15 protein-coding genes are annotated in these 18,712 nt (G+C 74.4%); all 15 read left to right on the forward strand.

The annotated features are described in order from the left end of the window. Positions 1-360: 360 nt before the first annotated feature. The 15 genes from OG335_RS32910 (at position 361) to malQ (ending at position 18,559) form a co-directional block, all read left to right on the forward strand. Positions 361-1,482, forward strand: coding sequence for a sedoheptulose 7-phosphate cyclase (locus OG335_RS32910; RefSeq protein ID WP_405014790.1), 1,122 nt, complete (start codon positions 361-363; stop codon positions 1,480-1,482). Positions 1,483-1,630: 148 nt separating this feature from the next. Beyond that, the gene (locus OG335_RS32915) at positions 1,631-2,041 is read left to right on the forward strand and encodes a cupin domain-containing protein (protein ID WP_405014791.1); all 411 of its coding nucleotides are present in this window, start codon (positions 1,631-1,633) and stop codon (positions 2,039-2,041) included. Further along, positions 2,038-3,339 carry an aspartate aminotransferase family protein gene (locus OG335_RS32920; RefSeq protein ID WP_405014792.1) on the forward strand — a complete coding sequence of 434 codons (1,302 nt, stop codon included), beginning with the start codon at positions 2,038-2,040 and terminating at the stop codon, positions 3,337-3,339. The genes OG335_RS32915 and OG335_RS32920 overlap by 4 nt, the downstream gene beginning before the upstream one ends. Further along, a complete protein-coding gene (locus tag OG335_RS32925; protein ID WP_405014793.1) occupies positions 3,336-4,352 on the forward strand; it encodes an ATP-binding cassette domain-containing protein in 1,017 nt (338 codons plus the stop codon). The genes OG335_RS32920 and OG335_RS32925 overlap by 4 nt, the downstream gene beginning before the upstream one ends. Beyond that, positions 4,349-5,164, forward strand: coding sequence for an ABC transporter permease (locus OG335_RS32930; RefSeq protein WP_405014794.1), 816 nt, complete (start codon positions 4,349-4,351; stop codon positions 5,162-5,164). The genes OG335_RS32925 and OG335_RS32930 overlap by 4 nt, the downstream gene beginning before the upstream one ends. Beyond that, complete coding sequence (locus OG335_RS32935; RefSeq protein ID WP_405014795.1) at positions 5,161-5,967, forward strand: ABC transporter permease; 807 nt, start codon at positions 5,161-5,163, stop codon at positions 5,965-5,967. Before OG335_RS32930 ends, OG335_RS32935 begins: the two co-directional genes overlap by 4 nt. 3 nt (positions 5,968-5,970) lie before the next feature. Further along, the gene (locus OG335_RS32940; protein WP_405014796.1) at positions 5,971-7,503 is read left to right on the forward strand and encodes a hypothetical protein; all 1,533 of its coding nucleotides are present in this window, start codon (positions 5,971-5,973) and stop codon (positions 7,501-7,503) included. Positions 7,504-7,508: 5 nt separating this feature from the next. Next, positions 7,509-9,614 (forward strand): glycogen/starch synthase, encoded by a 2,106-nt coding sequence (locus tag OG335_RS32945; RefSeq protein WP_405014797.1) that lies wholly within the window; start codon positions 7,509-7,511, stop codon positions 9,612-9,614. Beyond that, a complete protein-coding gene (locus OG335_RS32950; RefSeq protein ID WP_405014798.1) occupies positions 9,607-10,713 on the forward strand; it encodes a sugar phosphate nucleotidyltransferase in 1,107 nt (368 codons plus the stop codon). The genes OG335_RS32945 and OG335_RS32950 overlap by 8 nt, the downstream gene beginning before the upstream one ends. Next, positions 10,706-11,734, forward strand: a complete 1,029-nt coding sequence (locus OG335_RS32955) for an ROK family protein (protein WP_405014799.1) — start codon at positions 10,706-10,708, stop codon at positions 11,732-11,734. Before OG335_RS32950 ends, OG335_RS32955 begins: the two co-directional genes overlap by 8 nt. Continuing rightward, the gene (locus OG335_RS32960; protein ID WP_405014800.1) at positions 11,731-12,663 is read left to right on the forward strand and encodes an SDR family oxidoreductase; all 933 of its coding nucleotides are present in this window, start codon (positions 11,731-11,733) and stop codon (positions 12,661-12,663) included. Before OG335_RS32955 ends, OG335_RS32960 begins: the two co-directional genes overlap by 4 nt. Next, complete coding sequence (locus OG335_RS32965) at positions 12,660-13,202, forward strand: NUDIX domain-containing protein (protein ID WP_405014801.1); 543 nt, start codon at positions 12,660-12,662, stop codon at positions 13,200-13,202. Before OG335_RS32960 ends, OG335_RS32965 begins: the two co-directional genes overlap by 4 nt. A gap of 28 nt (positions 13,203-13,230) precedes the next feature. Continuing rightward, positions 13,231-15,381 carry a glycogen/starch synthase gene (locus OG335_RS32970; RefSeq protein ID WP_405014802.1) on the forward strand — a complete coding sequence of 717 codons (2,151 nt, stop codon included), beginning with the start codon at positions 13,231-13,233 and terminating at the stop codon, positions 15,379-15,381. A 3-nt stretch (positions 15,382-15,384) separates the two neighbouring features. Beyond that, the gene (locus OG335_RS32975) at positions 15,385-16,227 is read left to right on the forward strand and encodes an HAD family hydrolase (protein ID WP_405014803.1); all 843 of its coding nucleotides are present in this window, start codon (positions 15,385-15,387) and stop codon (positions 16,225-16,227) included. 148 nt (positions 16,228-16,375) lie between these two features. Beyond that, positions 16,376-18,559 carry a 4-alpha-glucanotransferase gene (malQ, locus tag OG335_RS32980; protein ID WP_405014804.1) on the forward strand — a complete coding sequence of 728 codons (2,184 nt, stop codon included), beginning with the start codon at positions 16,376-16,378 and terminating at the stop codon, positions 18,557-18,559. The last annotated feature ends 153 nt before the right edge of the window (positions 18,560-18,712 follow it).

The raw sequence follows: 18,712 nt of genomic DNA on the forward strand, positions 1-18,712 counted from the left end.
CGTGAACCGCGTGGAACGCCGTACGGGAACGGCTGGTCAGGCGGGGTCGGGGCGTGGTCCGCGCGGTGGGGGAGACCGGTGAATGCCCCGGACGGGAGGCACACGGACCGGTCATGAACCTGATGGTCGCAGCGGGTCGGCATGCCTGCAAGTACTTGCAGCAAATTTCCGAAGATCCTTGCCGTCGGGGTCGATCGACTGTTTGAATCAGCCCCGGTTACCGCAGTTGACGGTCAGTCCGGCATCGAGCCGGCCGATCCGAGGAGTGTCGTGACGGCGCAGACAACAGTCGCCGAAGACGGTGTCAGGTCCGACGAGGGGGGATTCACCCTCACCTCGCCGGACGGGATCTCCTATCGCGTGGACATCACCGACGGGGTCCTCGACCCCGACAACCCCCTGCTGGCGCGCGCCGTCGAGGGGCGCAGGGCCGTCGCCTTCCTCGGCCCGACCGTCGACCGGCTGTACGGCGAGCGGCTGCGCCGGTACCTGGCCGCGCACCTCGCCCCGGGCAGCTGGCGGGTGGTGCGGATCGGGGGCGGTGAGGACCACAAGACGATGGACGCCGTCGAGGAGATCTGCGCCGCCGCCAAGGCCGCCGGTCTCGACCGGCGCGGCGTGATGATCGCCGTCGGCGGCGGTGTCACGTGCGACCTGGTCGGGTTCGCCGCGGCGATCTACAGCCGGGGCGTGCGCTACGTCAAGGTCAACACCACGCTGGTGGGACAGGTCGACGTCGGTGTCGGCGTCAAGACCGGCGTCAACGCGCTCGGCACCAAGAACATGCTCGGCGCCTACCACCCCGCGCACGCCTCGATCAACGACCCGGCCCTCCTCCGGACCCTGCCGGACCGTCAGATCCGTTGCGGCCTAGGCGAGATCGCCAAGATGGCGATCATCCGGGACGCCGACCTCTTCCGTGCGCTGGAGGAGCACCCGGAGGTGTTCCGGCAGCCCGCCCCGGAGCCCGCGTGGCTGCCGGCCGCGGCCCGCGGACGCGGCCTGGAGGACTACGTGCTGCGCACCTCCATGGCGCTCATGATGGAGGAGCTCCGCCCGAACCTCCGCGAGCACGACCTGGCCCGCCTGGTCGACTTCGGACACACCTTCGGACCGGTCGTCGAGACGGCCAGCGACTACCGGATCGCGCACGGCGAGTCCGTCGCCATCGACATGGCGATCTCCACCGAACTCGCCCGGGTGCTCGGCCTGATCGGCGCCGAGGAGTGCGAACGGATCGTCCGCCTCGTCGCCGCCCTCGGCCTGCCCGTCCACGACCCCGCCACGTGCACACCCGAGCTCATGGACCGTGCCCTGCGGGCCTCCTGGGAGCGCCGCGGACGGCGCCTGCACCTGGTCGTGCCCGACGGGATCGGCTCGGCGGTGTTCGTCGACGACCTGGAGGACGTGCCGCCCGCCGCCCTGGAGGAGGCGCTCGACGCGCTCGCCGTCCGGCCCGGGCCGCTCGCCGTGGCCCGCTGACGGCCGGCCCCTCCCGCTCCCGGCCGTTCCCGCACGCCCCCGTCCCCGTCCCCGCTCCCGGCCGTCCCCGCAGGCTGCCGGACCGCCCGTCCGCCCGTCCGCTGCCCGTCCGCCCGCCGCCTGCCGTCGCCCCACAGGAGCCACACCGATGAGCCTCGCCGAACCGCCGCCGCCCGCCCGGGGTGTGACCCGCAGCAGGGTCTCCAACCTGCACGAGGGACTCCTCCGCGCGGTGACGTCGGACCACGGCGGCGCCGGCACGATCCACGCCCACCGCGCCTACCGGCGCGACGGTGCCCCGGCCGGGATCGCCTTCATCGACCTCGTCGTGCTCCCCCCGCACACCTCGATCGGCCTGCACCGCCACGCCGACGACCAGGAGACGTACGTGATCCTCACCGGCCGCGGCCGGATGACCCTGGACGCCGAGGAGTTCGAGGTGCGCGCCGGCGACGTCGTCACCAACCGCCCGTACGGCGAGCACGCGCTCGCCAACCACACGGAGGACGACCTCCAGCTGCTGGTCTTCGAGATGGGCCCGCTGGGCGGCGCGCGGTGACCGGCCCCCGCCAGCTCGACCTGCTGGCCCGGGAGACCGCCCACCTCGCCCCCGGCGCCTCGGAGGAGTCCGCGCTCGGCCGCCGGGTCTTCACCGAGGGCCGCGGCGCCGTCCTCACCGACCTCGACGGCAACCAGTACATCGACCTCGCCGCCGGCACCCTCACCCAGTCGCTCGGCCACTGCCACCCCGAGGTCGTCGCCGCCCTGACCGAACAGGCCGCCCGGCTCTGGAACGTCCACGACTTCTCGACCGCGGGCCGCGCCGAACTCTGCGACCTCCTCGCCCGCCTGCTGCCCGAACAGCTCGACACCTACGGCTTCTTCTCCACCGGCGCCGAGGTCGTCGAGGCCGCCCTGCGCGCCGTGCAGGCCGTCGCCGAACCCGGCCGCAACCGCATCGGGGCGCTGCGGCACGGCTTCCACGGCAAGACCCAGGGCGCCCGCATGCTCGTGCACTGGGACATCGGCAACCAGGCGCACGCCGGCAACAGCATCCTCGGCTACTCCCCGTACTGCTACCGCTGCCCGCTCGACCTCGAACACCCCTCCTGCGGGGTGCGCTGCGCGACGCTCGTCCGCAAGCACATCGCCGAGAAGCCGAACGTCTCCGCGCTCGTCTTCGAGCCCGTGCTCGGCGCCGCCGGCGTCATCGTGCCGCCACCCGGCTACTGGGAGCAGATCGGCGACGCGTGCCGCGACAACGGCGTGCTCCTCGTCGCCGACGAGGTGCTGACCGGTGGCGGACGCACCGGCACCTTCCTGGCCGTCGAGCAGTTCGGCCTCGAACCCGACCTGGTGGCCCTCTCCAAGGGCATGGCCTCCGGCTTCCCGTTCGCCGTGCTGGCCGGACGGTCCGACGTGCTGCGCCACCCCGACGCGGCCCGGGCCGGCTCCACCGCCTCCACCTACGCCAACAACCCGCTGGGCATCGCCGCCGCCCGCGCCACCCTGGAGGTGGTGGCCCGCGACACCCTGATCGACAACGTCCGCAGCCTCGGCGAACTGCTCGACGAGCGGCTCGCCGAACTCCACGCCCGCTTCGACGTGCTGGGCGACGTCCGCGGGCTCGGCCTGCTCCACGGACTGGAGTTCGTCCGCAGCCGGGAGACCCGCGAGCCCGCACCCGACATCGCCCGCGCGGTCTACCTCGCCGCCCTCGACCTCGGCCTGCGGACCTCCATCGGCGGCCACATCATCCGGCTCGCACCGCCGTTCACCATCGACCGGGCCCTCCTGGACGAAGGCGTGACCCTCCTCGGCCGGGCCATCGAACGCGTCACGGAGGCCACCCGATGATCGTCGCCGAGAACCTCGTCAAGGAGTTCAGGGTGTACGAGCGCCGGCCGGGCCTGCTCGGCAGCCTCGGCACGCTCCTCAGCCGCGAGCACCGCATCGTCCGCGCCGTCTCCGGGGTGTCGTTCGAGATCCCGGCCGGCGTCAAGGCCGCCTACATCGGCGCCAACGGCGCCGGGAAGTCCACCACCGTCAAGATGCTGACCGGCGTCATGAGCCCCACCTCGGGCCGCGGCCTCGTCGCGGGCCTCGAACCCTACCGGGAGCGGCGGCGCAACGCCGCCAACATCGGCGTGGTCTTCGGCCAGCGAAGCCAGCTCTGGTGGGACCTCCCGGTCGCCGACTCCTTCCGCATCCTGCGCCGCATCTACGACATCCCCGACACGGTGTACCACCGCAACATGGAGCTCTACCGGCGGCTCCTCGACCTCGACGCCCTCGGCACCACCCCCGTACGGCAGTTGAGCCTCGGCCAGCGGATGCGCGCCGAGGTCGCCGCGAGCCTCCTGCACGACCCGGCGGTGGTCTTCCTCGACGAACCCACCGTCGGCCTCGACCTCGTGCTCAAGGAGGCCGTCCGCGCACTCGTCAACCACGTCAACGCCGAACTCGGCACCACCGTCATGCTGACCAGCCACGACATCGGCGACATCACCGCGATCTGCGACCAGGTGCTCGTCGTCAACCGGGGCGAGGTCGTGCACCAGGGCGGCATGCACGAACTGCTGCGCACCGCCGACACCCGGGCGGTCGTCTTCGAGCACCAGGACGGCCCCGGCACCGCCGAGGCCGTCGCCCTCGTCGAGAGCAGCCTCCCCGGCGTCACCGCCCGCGCCGCCGACGGCGGACGGATCCGCGTCGACTACCCGGTCGGCCGGTGGTCCGCCCGGCAGGTGATGGGCTTCCTCCTGGAGCACTTCGACCTCGTCGACTGCGTCGCCCCCGAACCCGACCTGGAGACGGTGCTGCGCCGCATCTACACCGGCCGCCCCGCAGCCGAGGGGGTGCCGGTGTGACCGCCGCCGCCGGCCTGCGCCGGTACACGCCGTTCGCCGCGGGCAGCCTGCAGGGCCTGCTGCAGTACCGCTCCACCTTCCTCGTCAACGCCGTCACCGCCACCACCGCCGTCGGCCTGCAGGTCTTCCTGTGGCGCGCCGTGTACGCGGGCCGCACCGGCGCCCTGCCCGGCGGCTACGACCTGCCGCAGCTCACCACCTACGTGCTGCTCGCCCAGATGCTGGCGCTGCTGCAGGCCAACCGGGTCGACCAGGAGGTCTCCGAGGAGGTGCGACGCGGCGACATCGCCGTCTCCCTCCTGCGGCCCGTCCACTACCCGCTCACCCGCCTCGCGACCGGCCTGCCCGTCTCGCTCGCCAACGCCGCCCTCGTCGCCGCACCGGTCGTCGCCCTGTACGCGCTGCTGCTGCCCCTCACCGCACCCACCTGGGCCGGCGCGGTGCTCTTCGCCGTCTCCGCCGCGCTCTCCCTGGTCATCGGCTTCGCCGTCAACCTGCTGGTCGGCCTGGCCGCCTTCGTCACCACCAACATCTGGGGCGTGCGGATCATCAAGGACGGCGTCGTCGCGTTCTTCGCCGGCCAGGTCGTGCCGCTCGCCCTCATGCCGGGCCCGCTCGCCGCCGTCGCCCACGCGCTGCCCTTCCAGGGCATGGTCGACGGGCCGCTGCGCCTGCTGCTCGGGCACTACACCGGACCCGCCGGGGCGGCCGGCATCCTCGCCGTCCAGGCCGCGTGGGCCGCCCTCCTGACCGGGCTCGCCGCCCTCGCCTGGCGCTCCGCCGTACGCCGGCTGGAGGTGCTCGGCGGATGACACCGGTCGCCACCACCCTGCGCTACACCCGGCTCACCTGGCACCTCAGCGTGGTCAGCCTCAGCCGGCTGACCGAGTACCGGATGGACTTCCTGCTCGGCGCCGGCGGCCTGCTGCTCCGGGTCGGCTGCCAACTCGCCGTCGTCTCCATGGTCTTCCGGCAGGTGCCGCTCGTCGCCGGCTGGAACTACCACCAGGTGCTCTTCCTGATCGGCTTCTCGCTGCTGCCGCGCGGCCTCGACCGGCTCTTCACCGACCAGCTGTGGATCCTCGCCCAACGCCTCGTGCAGTCCGGCGAGTTCCACCGCTACCTGATCCGCCCGGTGCACCCGCTCTACGCCGTGCTCTCCGAACGCTTCCTCTACCCCGACGGCTTCGGCGAACTCCTCACCGGCATCGCCATCCTCTGGTACGCCGCGAGCTGCCTGCCCGTCGGCCTCACCCTCGGCCAACTCCTGCTGCTGCCGCTCCTCGCGCTGTGCGGCGCCGTCATCCTCGCCTCGATCAAGACGACGTTCGCCGCCCTCGCCTTCTGGACCACCAGCAGCTTCCCCGCCCTCTACTCGGCCAACCAGCTGGGCGACTTCTCCGGCTACCCCCTCGACCTGTACCACCCCTCCCTGCGGTGGCTGCTCACCTGGGCGCTGCCCTACGCCTTCACCGCCTACGTCCCCGCGTCCTACCTGCTCTTCGGGCGGACAGAGCTGCTGCCGTGGCTGCCCGTGGTGACCGCCGCCCTGGCGGCGATCGCCCTGCTGGTCTGGCACCGGGGCGTCGACCGCTACGAGATGACCGGGAGCTGAACCATGGACACCCTGCTGCTCGGCAGCCCCCCGCCCGCCACGGTCGAACTCCTCCGCGGCGCCGCCTGGACCGACGGCACCGCCCGCCGCGCACCCGGCTTCGACCTCCTCGACGAGGCCCTCCTCGGCCCCGTCCGCCTGCTGCTCGTCGCCCCCGCCGGCGGCGGCACCGACCGCTGGTTCGTGCCCGTCGCCGACGACGACCCCGGCCGCCCGGCCGACCGCACCGAGGACTTCGACCGGCTCGTCGTCCAGGCCCTCCGCGACGGCCTGCGCCTGCCCACCCGGCGCGGCAACCTCGTCGAATTCGACGGCACACCCGCGGAGTTCCGGAGCCAACTGCCCTTCGACCCCGGCTGGTCCTCCAACACGCTCTCCCTGCTCGACCTCGGCGGCACCGCGCACGCCCACAAGACGTACCGGCGGATCGGCACCGGCACCCGCGAGCCCGAACTGCTCCGGCTGATGGCCCCCGGCGGACGCACCCAGCAGCCCGTCGGCGAGTACACCTACGTCGACACCGCCACCGGCCGCCGCGACCCGCTCGGCGTGCTCTACCGCTACGCCGACGGCGACGGCCTCAACGTGCCGCTGCGGGACGGCATCCGCGCACTCTGGCCGCTCCTCCGGGACGGAGCCGACCCACAGGCCGCCGTCACCGCGTCCCAGCGCGCGCTCCTCGCCCCGCTGCGCGACACCGGCCTGTTCCTGCGCGCCTTCCACCAGGACCTCGCCGAACGGCTCGGCCCGCACCCCGACTTCCCCGTACATGCCGTCCTCGCCGACACCGCCGCGCGGATCGCCGCACTCCGCCCCCACCTGCTCGGCGACGACCGCCACCCCGGCGCCGTCCGCCGCGCCGCCGCCGCCGGCCTCGACCGCGAACTCGTCCTGGCCGCCGCCGCACCACCGCAGCCCTGGCCCGCCGGACCCGGCCACGGCGACCTCCACCTCTCCCACCTGCTGCGCCGCGAACTTCCCGACGGCAGCTGGGAGCTGTGCATCATCGACCTCTCCACCCCGCACCCCGACCCGGACGACCCCGCCACCGCGCAGTCGCCCTGGCAGGACCTCGCCGCCCTCCAACGCGGCCTGGAGATCTTCACCGCCGACGAGTTCACCGACCGCGCCGCGCACGTCCTCGGCAAGGACCCCGACGACACCTGCCGCACCGCCCTCCTCGCCGCCGCCGGCATCCGCCCCGACACCCCCGGCTGGACCCGGCACGACCTCGCCGAACTCGCCCGCCTGCAGGAGGCCGCCCGGCTCTGGGCGGCCCGCATCGGCGGCCTCCTCGTCACCGACGCGCAACCCCTCGCCGGCCACCCCGCCTGGCGGCTCTTCCGGCTGCGCCGCCTGATCCACGAACTCGACCACGCGTACGCCCACGACCGCGGCTACCACGCCGCCATCAACCTGCGGCACGCGGTGGAGGCCGCCGCCGCACCGGACGGCACGCCGGACACCGCGGCCCGGCCGGCCGCCGCACCCCTGCCCGCCCCCGCGGGCCGGCCGGACACCAGGGCGAAGGACTGACACCCGTGCACATCATCGAGACCTACTTCGACTGCGGCGGCTTCGACCACCGCCTCATCCAGGGCGGCACGTCCGTCTACCTGTGGAACCTCTCCAAGGCCCTCGCCGACCAGGGCCACCGCGTCTCCATCGTCACGCCCGCCCACGGCCGGCTCGACGACCTGCGGCGCTACCACGAGCTGGAGACCCTCGACCACCGCGACAGCTACGAACTGCCGCTCGTGCTCGACCCGCAGACCTGGGGCGAACGCTTCCCCGCCGAGGTGCGCATCCCCCTGACGACCACCGCGCACCGGCTGCGCCTGGAAGGCGTCGACCTGTACTTCCTCTCGAACGACCTGCTCGACCGACTGCCCGACCGGTTCTACCCGCCCTACTCCAGCAAGGGCCACGACCTGGTCTTCTTCAAGCCCCTCGCCTACCAGGTCGACAGCATCCGCTTCATCCGCGCGCACTTCGCCGGCGAGAAGGCCGTCGTGCACGCCCACGAGCCGTACTACCACTACCTGCTGCCCGCCGCCTTCCGCGCCGACCCCGACAAGCTCGTCGCCGGCACGGTGCAGAGCAACATGCCGATCACCAAGAAGGTCTACCGCCCCAAGGTGGAACGCCTGCTGGAGTTCCTCGGCGCCGACGTCACCCTGCCCGCCGAGGACGCCGACCTGCCGCTCACCGAGCACGAGCAGGTGATGAGCACCTACCAGCAGCACACCCACCTGCACTACGAGTACGGGCCCGGCCACGTGCGCGTCTACGACCTGGTGGCCGACCACGCCGACCTCGTCGACTTCCTCTCGCCCGGCCACCAGGACTTCTACACCGACTTCGCCGACACGCCGTTCGAGCAGATCTTCACCCGGCTGCCCGTCCACGACACCGTGCGCCGCAACGCCCACAAGAGCTTCGTCGGCGGCTGCGCCGTCGGCGACACCTGGACGAGCGGCGACCTGCCCGCCGTCGACCGCGCCGCCGTGCTCGGCGGCCTCGGCCTCGACCCCGCCCTGCCGACCTTCTTCCACAACGCCCGCTACGCGGTCAACCACAAGGGCCAGGTCGAGCTGTTCCGCGCCGTCGACCGGGTGCTGACCGAAGGCCTCGCCGCCAACTTCGTGCTGCGCTGCATCAGCGACGAGGGCATCCCCGACCCGTACGTCCACGACGTGGCCGCCCGCCACAAGGACCGCGTCCACCTGGAGTGGCAGCGCGTCGACGAACGGCGCATCGTCGAGTACGCCTCCTCCTCGGACTACTGCCTCTTCCCGTCGAAGTTCGAGATGGACACCTTCCTCATCGCCCAGGGCGAGGCGATGGCCGCCGGAGCTGTCCCGATCGCCACCGCCCAGCTCGGCATGGCGCACTTCGGGCACACCGCCGACCCGCTCACCGGCCCCGGCGCGGCCACCGCCACCGGCTTCGCCGTCGACCGCTCCTTCACCGAGGACGACCCGCTGCTCACCGACGCCCTCGCCCGGCGCATCCACCAGGCCGCCGCCCTGCTGCACGAACAGCCGCAGGAGTACCGGCGGCTACGCGCCAACGCGACCGCCAACGCCCGGCAGTTCACCTGGGAGCGCGCCGCCCGGCTGCACCTCGACGCGTTCACCCCGCTGTGGGAGGGCCGCCGCCCCGCACTGCGCACCGAACTGATCCTCCGCCACGGCTGGTTCGACCTGCTGCCCGACGACGCCTGCACCACCCACCGGGACGCCGTCGCCGCCGCCGCGCTCCGCCTCGGCGACGCCGACACCCACCGCCGCTGCCACGCACCCGACCCGGCCACCACCCGTGCCCTCTTCGAAGCCGCCTGGGCCCGCGCCGACTTCGCCCGCTGCGCCCGCACCGCCGACAGCGACCCGGCGCTCCGCGCCCGGCTCGACGGCCGCTGCACCGTCGACGACGGGATCGTCACCTACCGGCTGCCGCACGCCGAACGGGTCGAACTGGTCGAACCCGCCCCGCACGGCAGCGGCCGCCGCACCGTGACCGTCCGGCAACTCGACAAGCGGGGAGACGAGTTCACCGGCGCAGCACCCGCCACCGGCACCGAACTCCACCTCCTGCTCACCCTCACCGGCGGCCGCACCACCTGGGACGTGGTGCGCCATGGCTGACGGAGTGCGCGCCGTGCTGCTCGCCGGCGGCGAAGGCCGCCGGATGGGCCGCCTCGGCCACGGCCGGCTCAAGCCCCTCGTACCCTTCGGAGGGTCCTGCCGCCTGATCGACTTCTCCCTCGCCAACGCCGCCGACTCCGGCCTCGACGAGGTGCTGCTGCTCTCCCAGTACGAGGAACGGCAGCTCATGGACGACCTCCACCGCACCTGGCGGCGCCCCGGCTTCCGGGTGCACTTCGGCCCGTACGACCGCGCCTACCGGGACGGCACCGGCCGCCGCCCGCCGCCGCCCGCCGGACCGCCCGAACGCGGCACCGCCGACGCCCTCATCCGCAAGGCCCCGTACGTCTTCGGCCCCGGCACCTCCGAGGTGCTGGTGCTGCACGCCGACCACGTCTACCGCTACGACTACGGCCCGCTGATCGCCCGGCACCGCGCCTCCGGCGCCGCCCTCACCGTCGCCCACCAGCGGATCGACCGCCGCTGGGTGCACCTCTTCGGCATGGTCGAGTTCGACGCCGACGGACAGCTCACCCGCTTCGTCGAGAAGCCCGCCGACCCCACCAGCGACCTCGTCTTCGCCGCGTTCTGCGTCTTCGACGCCGCCGTGCTCCACCGCTACCTGGAACGGCTCGACGGCACCGACTGGCAGCACGACATCAGCCGCGACGTCATCCCCGCCATGCTCGCCGGCGGCGAACGCATCCTCGGCCACGAGGTGCACGGCCACTGGGAGGACATCGGCACCGTCGACCGCTACCACCGCGCCCACCTCGCGCTCCTCGGCGACCCGCCCGCCCTGCCGCTCGACCGGCTGCCCCGCACCCTCGCCCCGGGCGTGCCGCGCAGCCTCGTCGCCGACGCCCCCGGCGTCGAACGCAGCATCGTCCCCGCCGACCTCGTCAACCACGGCCGCCTCGCGCACAGCGTCGCCTTCCCCGGCGTCCGCATCGGCGCCGGCGCCCACGTCACCCGCAGCGTCCTGCTGCCCGGCGCGAGCGTGCCGGACGGCGCCGCGATCGACTCCGCGATCGTCCTGGAGGACGGCTTCGTCCAGCAGATGGAGACACCGTACGCCCGGGGAGAGGCCCGTGTCTGAACCCGCCTTCACCGTCGCCGACCTCGGCGGCACCACCCTGCGCACCGCCCGCTACGACACCGGCACCGGCACCCTCACCGACATCCGCCGCACCCCCACCGACGGCATGGCCCGCCACCCCGGCGCACCCGTGCCCGAACTCCAGGACCGCGTCGTACGCCAGCTCGCCGACCTCACCGCCGAAGCCGTCGGACGCCACGGCAGCACCGCACTCGCCGTCGCCTTCGCCGGCCCCGTCACCGCCGACGGCCGGGTCGTCACCGCCCCCACCGTCTGGGGCGAACGCGGCGACCCGCTGCCGCTGCGCCTGCGCCTGGAGGAACGCCTCGGCCTGCCCGTCGTCGTCGTCAACGACCTCACCGCCGCCGTCTGGCGCTACGTCACCGGCCCGGGCGAGCAGCCGTTCTGCCTGATCACCGTCAGCTCCGGGATCGGCAGCAAGGTCTACCGCGCCGGCGAGGTGCTCCTCGACCCGGAGGGCCACGGCGGCGAAATCGGCCACTGGACGTGCGACCCCTCCCCGCACGCCCCGCTCTGCGACTGCGGCGGCCGCGGCCACCTCGGCGGCATCGCCTCCGGCCGTGGCCTGCAGGCCGCCGCCCGCCGCGCCGCCCTCGCCGACCCGGACGGCTACGCCCGCTCCTACCTCGGCCTCGCCGCACCCGCCGCCGACCTGCTCGACAACCGCACCCTCGTCGCCGCGATCCGCGCCGACGACCCCTTCGCCACCGCCGTCCTGCGCGGCGGACTCGCCCACCTCGCCTCCGCCGTCACCTCCGTCTTCACCTCCATCGGCGTGCGCCGCTACGTCCTCATGGGCGGCTTCGCCCTCGCCGTCGGCCCCCGTTTCGCCCGGCTCCTCACCGAGGAGATCGAACGCCTCGGCTGCTTCGGCCTCACCACCGAGGAGATCCGCCGCATGGTCGAACTCGGCGCACCCGACGACGACCACGGCCTGATCGGCGCCGGACGCCTCCTCGCCGCCCGCAGCACCACCCGGCAGGCGGTGACGGTCGCATGACCCGCACCCTGATCGTCGGCAGCGGCTTCGTCGGACGCGCCGTCGCCACCCGCCTCGCCGCCACCGGCGACCGCCCCGTCCTCGCCTCCCGCCGCCCGCCCGCCGTACCGGCCGGCCCCCGGGAGCCGCTCGACTGGGTGCCGCTCGACTGGGTGCCGCTCGACTGGGTGCCGCTCGACGCCGCCGACGCCGAGGCCTGCGCCCGCACCGTCGACCGGGTGCGGCCCGACCGGCTGGTGCTCGTGCACGGCCCCTCCGACGTCACCTGGTGCGAGGCCGACCCCGCACGGGCCGCCGCCCTGCACACCGCGGCCGCCGCCAACCTCACCGCCGCCGCCCCCGGCCTGCGCACCGTGCTCGTCTCCACCGACAACGTCTTCGACGGCACCTCGCCGCACAACGACGAATCCACCCCCACCGCCCCCGCCAACGCCTACGGCCGCGCCAAACTCCGCGCCGAACACGTTGTTCGCGCCGCCCCCGACACCACCGTGCTCCGCGTCAGCCTCGTCTACGGATGGGAGCCGCCCGAGAGCGGCAAGTGGCTCAACTTCTTCGCCTCCTGCGCCCACCGGCTGCGCGCCGGCGACACCGTCGAAGCGCCCGACGACCAGTGGACGACCCCCGTGCTCGTGGACGACGTCGCGGCGGTCACCGCCGCCGCCCTCACCGCCGGCACACCCCCGCTGCTCCACCTCGGCGGCCCCGACCGCATCTCCCGCGCCGCCTGGGCCCAGGCGGTCGCCGACGGCCTCGGCGTGCCCCGGAACCGCGTCCGGCCCGTGCCCCGGGCCGCCGGCCGCTACGCCAGCCGCCCCGCCAACACCTGCCTGACCAGCGACCGCCTCGACACCCTGCTCGCCGCCCACGGCCTGCGGGTACGCGGCGTCGCCGAGGGAGTCCGCACCCTGCTGGAGGCCGCCCCGTGATCCGCACCGTCCGCTCCCGCGAGGTCTACCGCAACCCGTGGATGAGCGTCCGCGAGGACGACATCGAGCACGCCGACGGCAGCCCCGGCCGCTACGGCGTCGTCGACAAACCCGACTACGCCCTCGTCGTACCCCGCCAGGACGGCCGCGTGCACCTCGTCGAGCAGTACCGCTACCCCGTCGGCGGACGCTACTGGGAGTTCCCGCAGGGCTCCTGGGCCGATGCCCGGCACCCCGACGCCCCGCTCGAACTCGCCCGCACCGAACTGCGCGAGGAGACCGGCCTGCGCGCCGCCCGGATGACCTACCTCGGCCGCCTGCACGTCGCCTACGGCTACGCCAGCCAGGGCTGCCACGTCTTCCTCGCCGAGGACCTCACCGCGGGCACGCCCCGACGCGAACCCACCGAGGCCGACATGCGCCAGCGCTGGGCCGACCCGGCGCAGTGGCGCGACCTCGTCCGCTCCGGACGGATCACCGACGCGGCCACCCTGGCCGCCCACGCCCTCCTCGGGCTGCACGCCGCCGACCCGGCCTGACACGCGACGAGAAAGAGGAACGCCGACGGTGCACATCGTCCAATTCGCCTTCGAGAGCGTGGGCTTCGACGTCCGCATGATGCGCGGCGGGCTCGCCTCGCTGGTCTGGAACCTCGCCCGCGAGTTCGCCGACCAGGGCCACCGCGTCTCGGTGATCACCCCCGCCCACGGCTGCCTCGACCACCTGCGGGCCCGCTACCCGCTGGAGGACCTCGACCACACCGACCGGCACACCGTGCCCCTCGTCCTCGACCCGGACGTCTGGCCAGGACACCCGCCCGCCATCGACCTCCACCTCACCACCCGCGCCCACCTGCTGCGCCACGAGGGCGTCGACCTCTACTTCCTCTCCGACGAATACCTCGACCTCCTGCCCGAGCGCATCTACCCCGCCCGCAGCAGCGAGGGCACCGACCTCGCCTTCTTCAAACCGCTCGTCTTCCAGGTCTCCGGCCTGCGCTTCCTGCGCGACCGCTTCGCCGGCGAACCCGTCGTCGTCCAGGCCTACGAGCCCTACTACCACTACCTGCTGCCCCCGGTGCTCAAGGCCGACCCGAACGCCCTCGTCGTCAGCACCCTGGCCAGCAACATGCCCATCGACCAGCAGATCCACCGGCCCCAACTCGAAGCGCTCCTCAAGCTGTTCGACACCGAAGCCGACCTCGACGCACTCACCGACCCGCCCCCCGCCGGCGCCCGCGCCGAAGCGATGGCCGCACACCTGCCGAGCACCCACCTCACCGAACGCAAGAAGGCCGACGGCATCGGCTACTTCGCCCTCACCGCCGCCACCGCCGACCTCATCGACTTCCTCACCCACGGGCAGCTCGACTTCTACTCCACCCTCCGCGACACCCCCTTCGAGGAGGCGTTCCGGCAGCTGACCGTCGCCCGGATCGTCCGGCACACCGCCGAACGACAGTTCGTCGGCGGCTGCGCCGTCCCCGACGGCTGGCTCGCCCGCGACCCCGCCGCCGTCGACCGCGCCGAGGTGCTCACCTCCCTCGGGCTCGACCCCACCCTCCCGACCTTCTACCACTCGGCCCGCTTCTCCGTGCACCACAAGGGGCAGGTCGAACTCTTCCGCGCCATCGAAGCCGTGCTCGCCACCGACCCCGACGTCAACTTCGTCGTACGCTGCGCCGTCGCGGCGGGCGGCGACGACGTCACCGTCGCCGCCGGCGACCCGTACTTCCAGGAGGTCGCCGACCGCCACCCCGACCGGGTGCGGCTCGACTGGGCGATGGCCGACGAGGACACCCTGCACCGCGAGGCCGTCGCCGCCGACTTCTGCCTCTTCCCGTCGAAGTTCGAACTCGACTCCTTCCTCATCGCCCAGGGCCAGCTCATGGCCTTCGGCGCGGTGCCCATCGCCACCGCACAGGAGGTCACCACCCACTACCGCCACCACCTGCCGCGCCGGCACCGCGACGCCACCGGGCTCCACGTGCCCCGCTCCTTCACCGAGGACGACCCGCTGCTCACCGCCGCCCTCACCGCCCGCATCCGCGAAGCCGCCCGCCTCCACCGCGAGGACCCGGCCGAGTACCGCCGGCTCTCCGACAACGCCCGCGCGCTCGCCCGCCGCTTCACCTGGCGCCGCGCCGCCACCACCCGGCTGGCCACCTTCGCCGCCGCGAGCGCCGGCGTCCTGCCCGGCCTGACCCCCGAACGCGCCGCCGAGTACGGCTGGTTCGACAGCCTCGCCGACACCGACCGCATCACCCACCGGCGGGAGATCGCCGACGCCGCCCTGCGCCTGGGCGACCTCGCGGCCTACCGGACGGTCGCCCCCGCCGGCCGGCCCGAACTCGAACAACTGCTCGCCGCCGCCCTCGAACGGGCCGACTTCGCCCGCTGCGCCGACCTCACCACCCTGCTCGACGACACCGGCACCGCCGCCGACCTCGACCGCCGCTGCCTCGTCGAACCGGCCGGCCGCGGCGTCCGCGTCGAGTACCGGCTGCCGCACGCCGAGAGCGTGCTGCTCCTGCTGCCGACCGGCGAGCACCCGCTCACCGGCGCCGACGGCCGGTACGAGACCGTGCTGCCCGCCGAACCGGCCGGCCCGCTGGTCTTCCTGCTCCGGCTGCGCAGCGGCCGATTCGCCTGGGACGAGCGCCCCCTCGACGCCTGCCGGTCCACCGCCCCCGCCGGCGCCGCCCGAGAGAGAAGCTGAACCATGACCGCACCCACCCGTGCCGACCGCCCCCGCTACGCGGTCGTCGCCACCGACCTCGACGGCACCCTGCTCCGCGCCGACCTCAGCATCTCCGACCGCACCCGTGCCGCGCTCGCCCGCGCCGAGGCGTCCGGCGCGCTGCACCTGGTGGTCACGGGCCGCCCGGCGGCCGGGTGCCGCAGCCTGCTGCTGGAGAGGCTGGACTACAAGGGCCTGGCGGTGTGCGGGCAGGGGGCCCAGCTGTACGACGTCGGCGCCGACCGCCTGCTCTCCTCGGCGACCCTCGACCGGGCGGTCGTCCGCGGGCTGCTCGCTCGGATCGCCGAGCGGACGGGGCCGCTGCGACTGGCCGCAGTGACGGCCGGCCTGTCGGGCGAGTTCGTGGTCACCCCCGGCTTCGACGAGAAGCTCAGGTGCGGCTGGCGCCTGGCCGATCCCGTCGAACTCCTCGCGCAGCCGGTGGACAAGGTGCTCATCCGGCACCCGGACCTCGACGACGACCGGCTCGCCGCGGTCGCCGGGGAGATCTGCGCCGGGGAGGTGGCGGTCACCCACTCCGGCGAGGGCCTGGTCGAACTCCTCCCCGCGGGCGTCAGCAAGGCGAGCGGGCTCGCCGCCGCCGCCCGCCTGCTGGGCTTCACCGCCGCCGCGACGGTCGCCTTCGGCGACATGCCCAACGACATCCCGATGCTCGCCTGGGCCGGCCACGGCGTCGCGATGGGCAACGCCCATGCCGACCTGCGGCGGCAGGCGGACGAGGTTGCCCCGAGCAACGAGGAGGACGGCGTCGCGGCGGTGCTCGAACGCCTCTTCCCTCCGCCGCAGCCCGACCGGAACCCCTGACGCGAGCCGCTGACCGGAACCCCTGACGCGAGCCGCTGACCGGAGCTCCTGACGCGAGCCGCTGACCGGAGTTTCCTCGCGCCGGAGTTTCCCGTGCCGGAACCCCCCTCGCCGGAGCCCTCTCACCCCCCGAACCGGGAGCCGACCGATGCCGCCCACCCCCGACCTCGCCGAACTGGCCCGCCGCCACGGCGTCGCCGCGCACTACACCACCGACCTCGGCCACCGGGTCGACACCTCTCCGGACACCCTGCGCGCCGTGCTCGCCGCGCTCGGCGTCGACGCCGCGACCCCGGCCGGCGTCCGCGCCGCCCTGACCGCGCACGACCGGGCCGCCGCCGACCGGCTGCTGCCACCCTGCGTGGTGCTGCGCCGCGGACGCCCGCACACCCTCGCGGCCGTGCCGGAGGGCACCGAGCTCCGGGCGGTGACCGAGGACGGTGCCACCCGCGCCCTCGGCCCGGCCGGTGCCGGCCTGGCCGAGCTGCCCGTCGGTCGCCACACCCTGCACGCCGCACGGGCCGGCCGCCGGGAGGCCGTGCCGCTGCTGGTCGCGCCGACCCGGCTCGGCGGCCCCGAGCGGCGCGGCTGGGGCCTGCTGGTGCAGCTGTACTCGGTGCTCTCGCGCCACTCCTGGGGCATGGGCGACCTCGGCGACCTCGCCGGGATCGGCCGCTGGGCGGGCGGCCTGGGCGCCGACTTCCTGCAGCTCAACCCGCTGCACGCGTACGTGCCGGGGCCGCTGCCGGACCCGTCCCCCTACCGGCCGAGCAGCCGGCGCTTCCCGGACCCGATGAACCTGCGGATCGAGGCCGTCCCCGAGTACGCGGCGCTGCCGGCCGCCGACCGGGCGGTGGCGGGGGAGCTCGCCGCGCGCGCGGCCCGCCTGCGGGAGGCCGTCCTCGCGGGGGAGGGGCTGATCGACCGGGAGGCCGTCCGCGACCTGAAACTGCGCGCGCTGGAGCTCGTCCACCGGGTGCCGCTCGGCCCGGAACGGCGCGCGGCGTACGAGCGGTACGCCGCCGCGGAGGGGCGCGGCCTCACCGACTTCGCGACCTGGTGCGCGCTCGCAGAGGTGCACGGCACCCGGTGGCGCTCCTGGCCGGCCGGGCTGCGCAGCCCCGACGGGCCGGAGGTGGCCGCGGCCGCGGCGGGGCTGGCGGACCGGGTCGACTTCCACCGCCGCCTGGCGTGGCTGGTCGACGAGCAGCTCGCGCACGCACAGCAGGCCGCCACCGGCGCCGGCATGGCGATCGGCCTGATGCACGACCTCGCGGTCGGCGTCGACCCGGAGGGTGCGGACGCCTGGAGTCTGCGCCGCTACCTGGCGGAAGGTATGACGGTCGGCTGCCCGGCGGACGACTTCAACCCGCACGGCCAGGACTGGGGCCTGCCGCCGTGGCGTCCGGACACCCTCGCCGAGGCCGGGTACGCGCCGTTCGCGGACGTGCTGCGGGGCACGCTGCGACGGTCCGGGGCGCTGCGGCTCGACCACATCATGGGTCTCTTCCGGCTCTGGTGGGTGCCGGAGGGCGCGAGCGCGGCCGAGGGCGCGTACGTCCGCTACGACCACGGGGCGATGCTCGGCGTCCTCGCTCTGGAGGCGCACCGGGCGGGCAGCCTGGTGATCGGGGAGGACCTCGGCACCGTCGAGCGGGGTGTCCGCGAGGAGCTGGCCGACCGCGGCATCCTGGGCACGTCGGTGCTGCGCTTCGAGTACCTCGGCGGCTCGGAGGAGCGGTCGGGCCCGCTGCCGGCGGAGCAGTGGCGGGACGACTGCCTGGCCACCCTCACCACCCACGACCTGCCGAGCACCGCGGCCTGGCTGGACGGTGCCCACGTGCGGCTGCACGAGCGCCTGGGGCTGCTCGCGGAGCCGGTCGACCGGGCGGAGGAGGCGGCGGCCGCCGAGCGGACGGGCTGGCTGCAGGAGCTCGCGCGCAGCGGTGCGCTCGCGGCGGACGGTCGCCCGGAGAACCGTGCGGATGGTGCCGTGCAACCCGGTGCGGTGTCCGGTGCGCAGCCCGGTGCGCAGCCCGATGGGGTGTCCGGTGGGGTGTCCGGCGGGGTGCCGACGCGCGAGGCGATGGGCCTGCACCGGTTCCTGGCGATGACACCGGCGAAACTCCTCGGGGTGTGGCTGCCCGACACCGTGGGGGACCGCCGTCCGCAGAACCTGCCCGGGACGACCGACGCGTACCCGAACTGGCGGCTGCCGGTGGCGGACCCGGAGGGACGGCCGCTGAGCCTGGAGGAGCTGGCCGAGCGGCCTGGTCCGCGGGCGGTGGCGGCGCTGTACCGGGACCTGGCGGGCCGACCGGCGGGTCCGTAGGCGCGACCAGGCGTGCGGTGTCCCGGGCTTGGTCCGGGGTCCGATCCCGGGCCCGGAACCGACAGGGTCGAGGTCCGATTGAGTCTGTGTCCGACCAGCTCTGTGCCAGACCGGCTCTGCATCCGCCCGGCTCTGTGTTCGACGGGCTCTGTG

Source organism: Kitasatospora sp. NBC_01539 (assembly GCF_045040525.1).
Lineage (GTDB): Bacteria > Actinomycetota > Actinomycetes > Streptomycetales > Streptomycetaceae > Kitasatospora.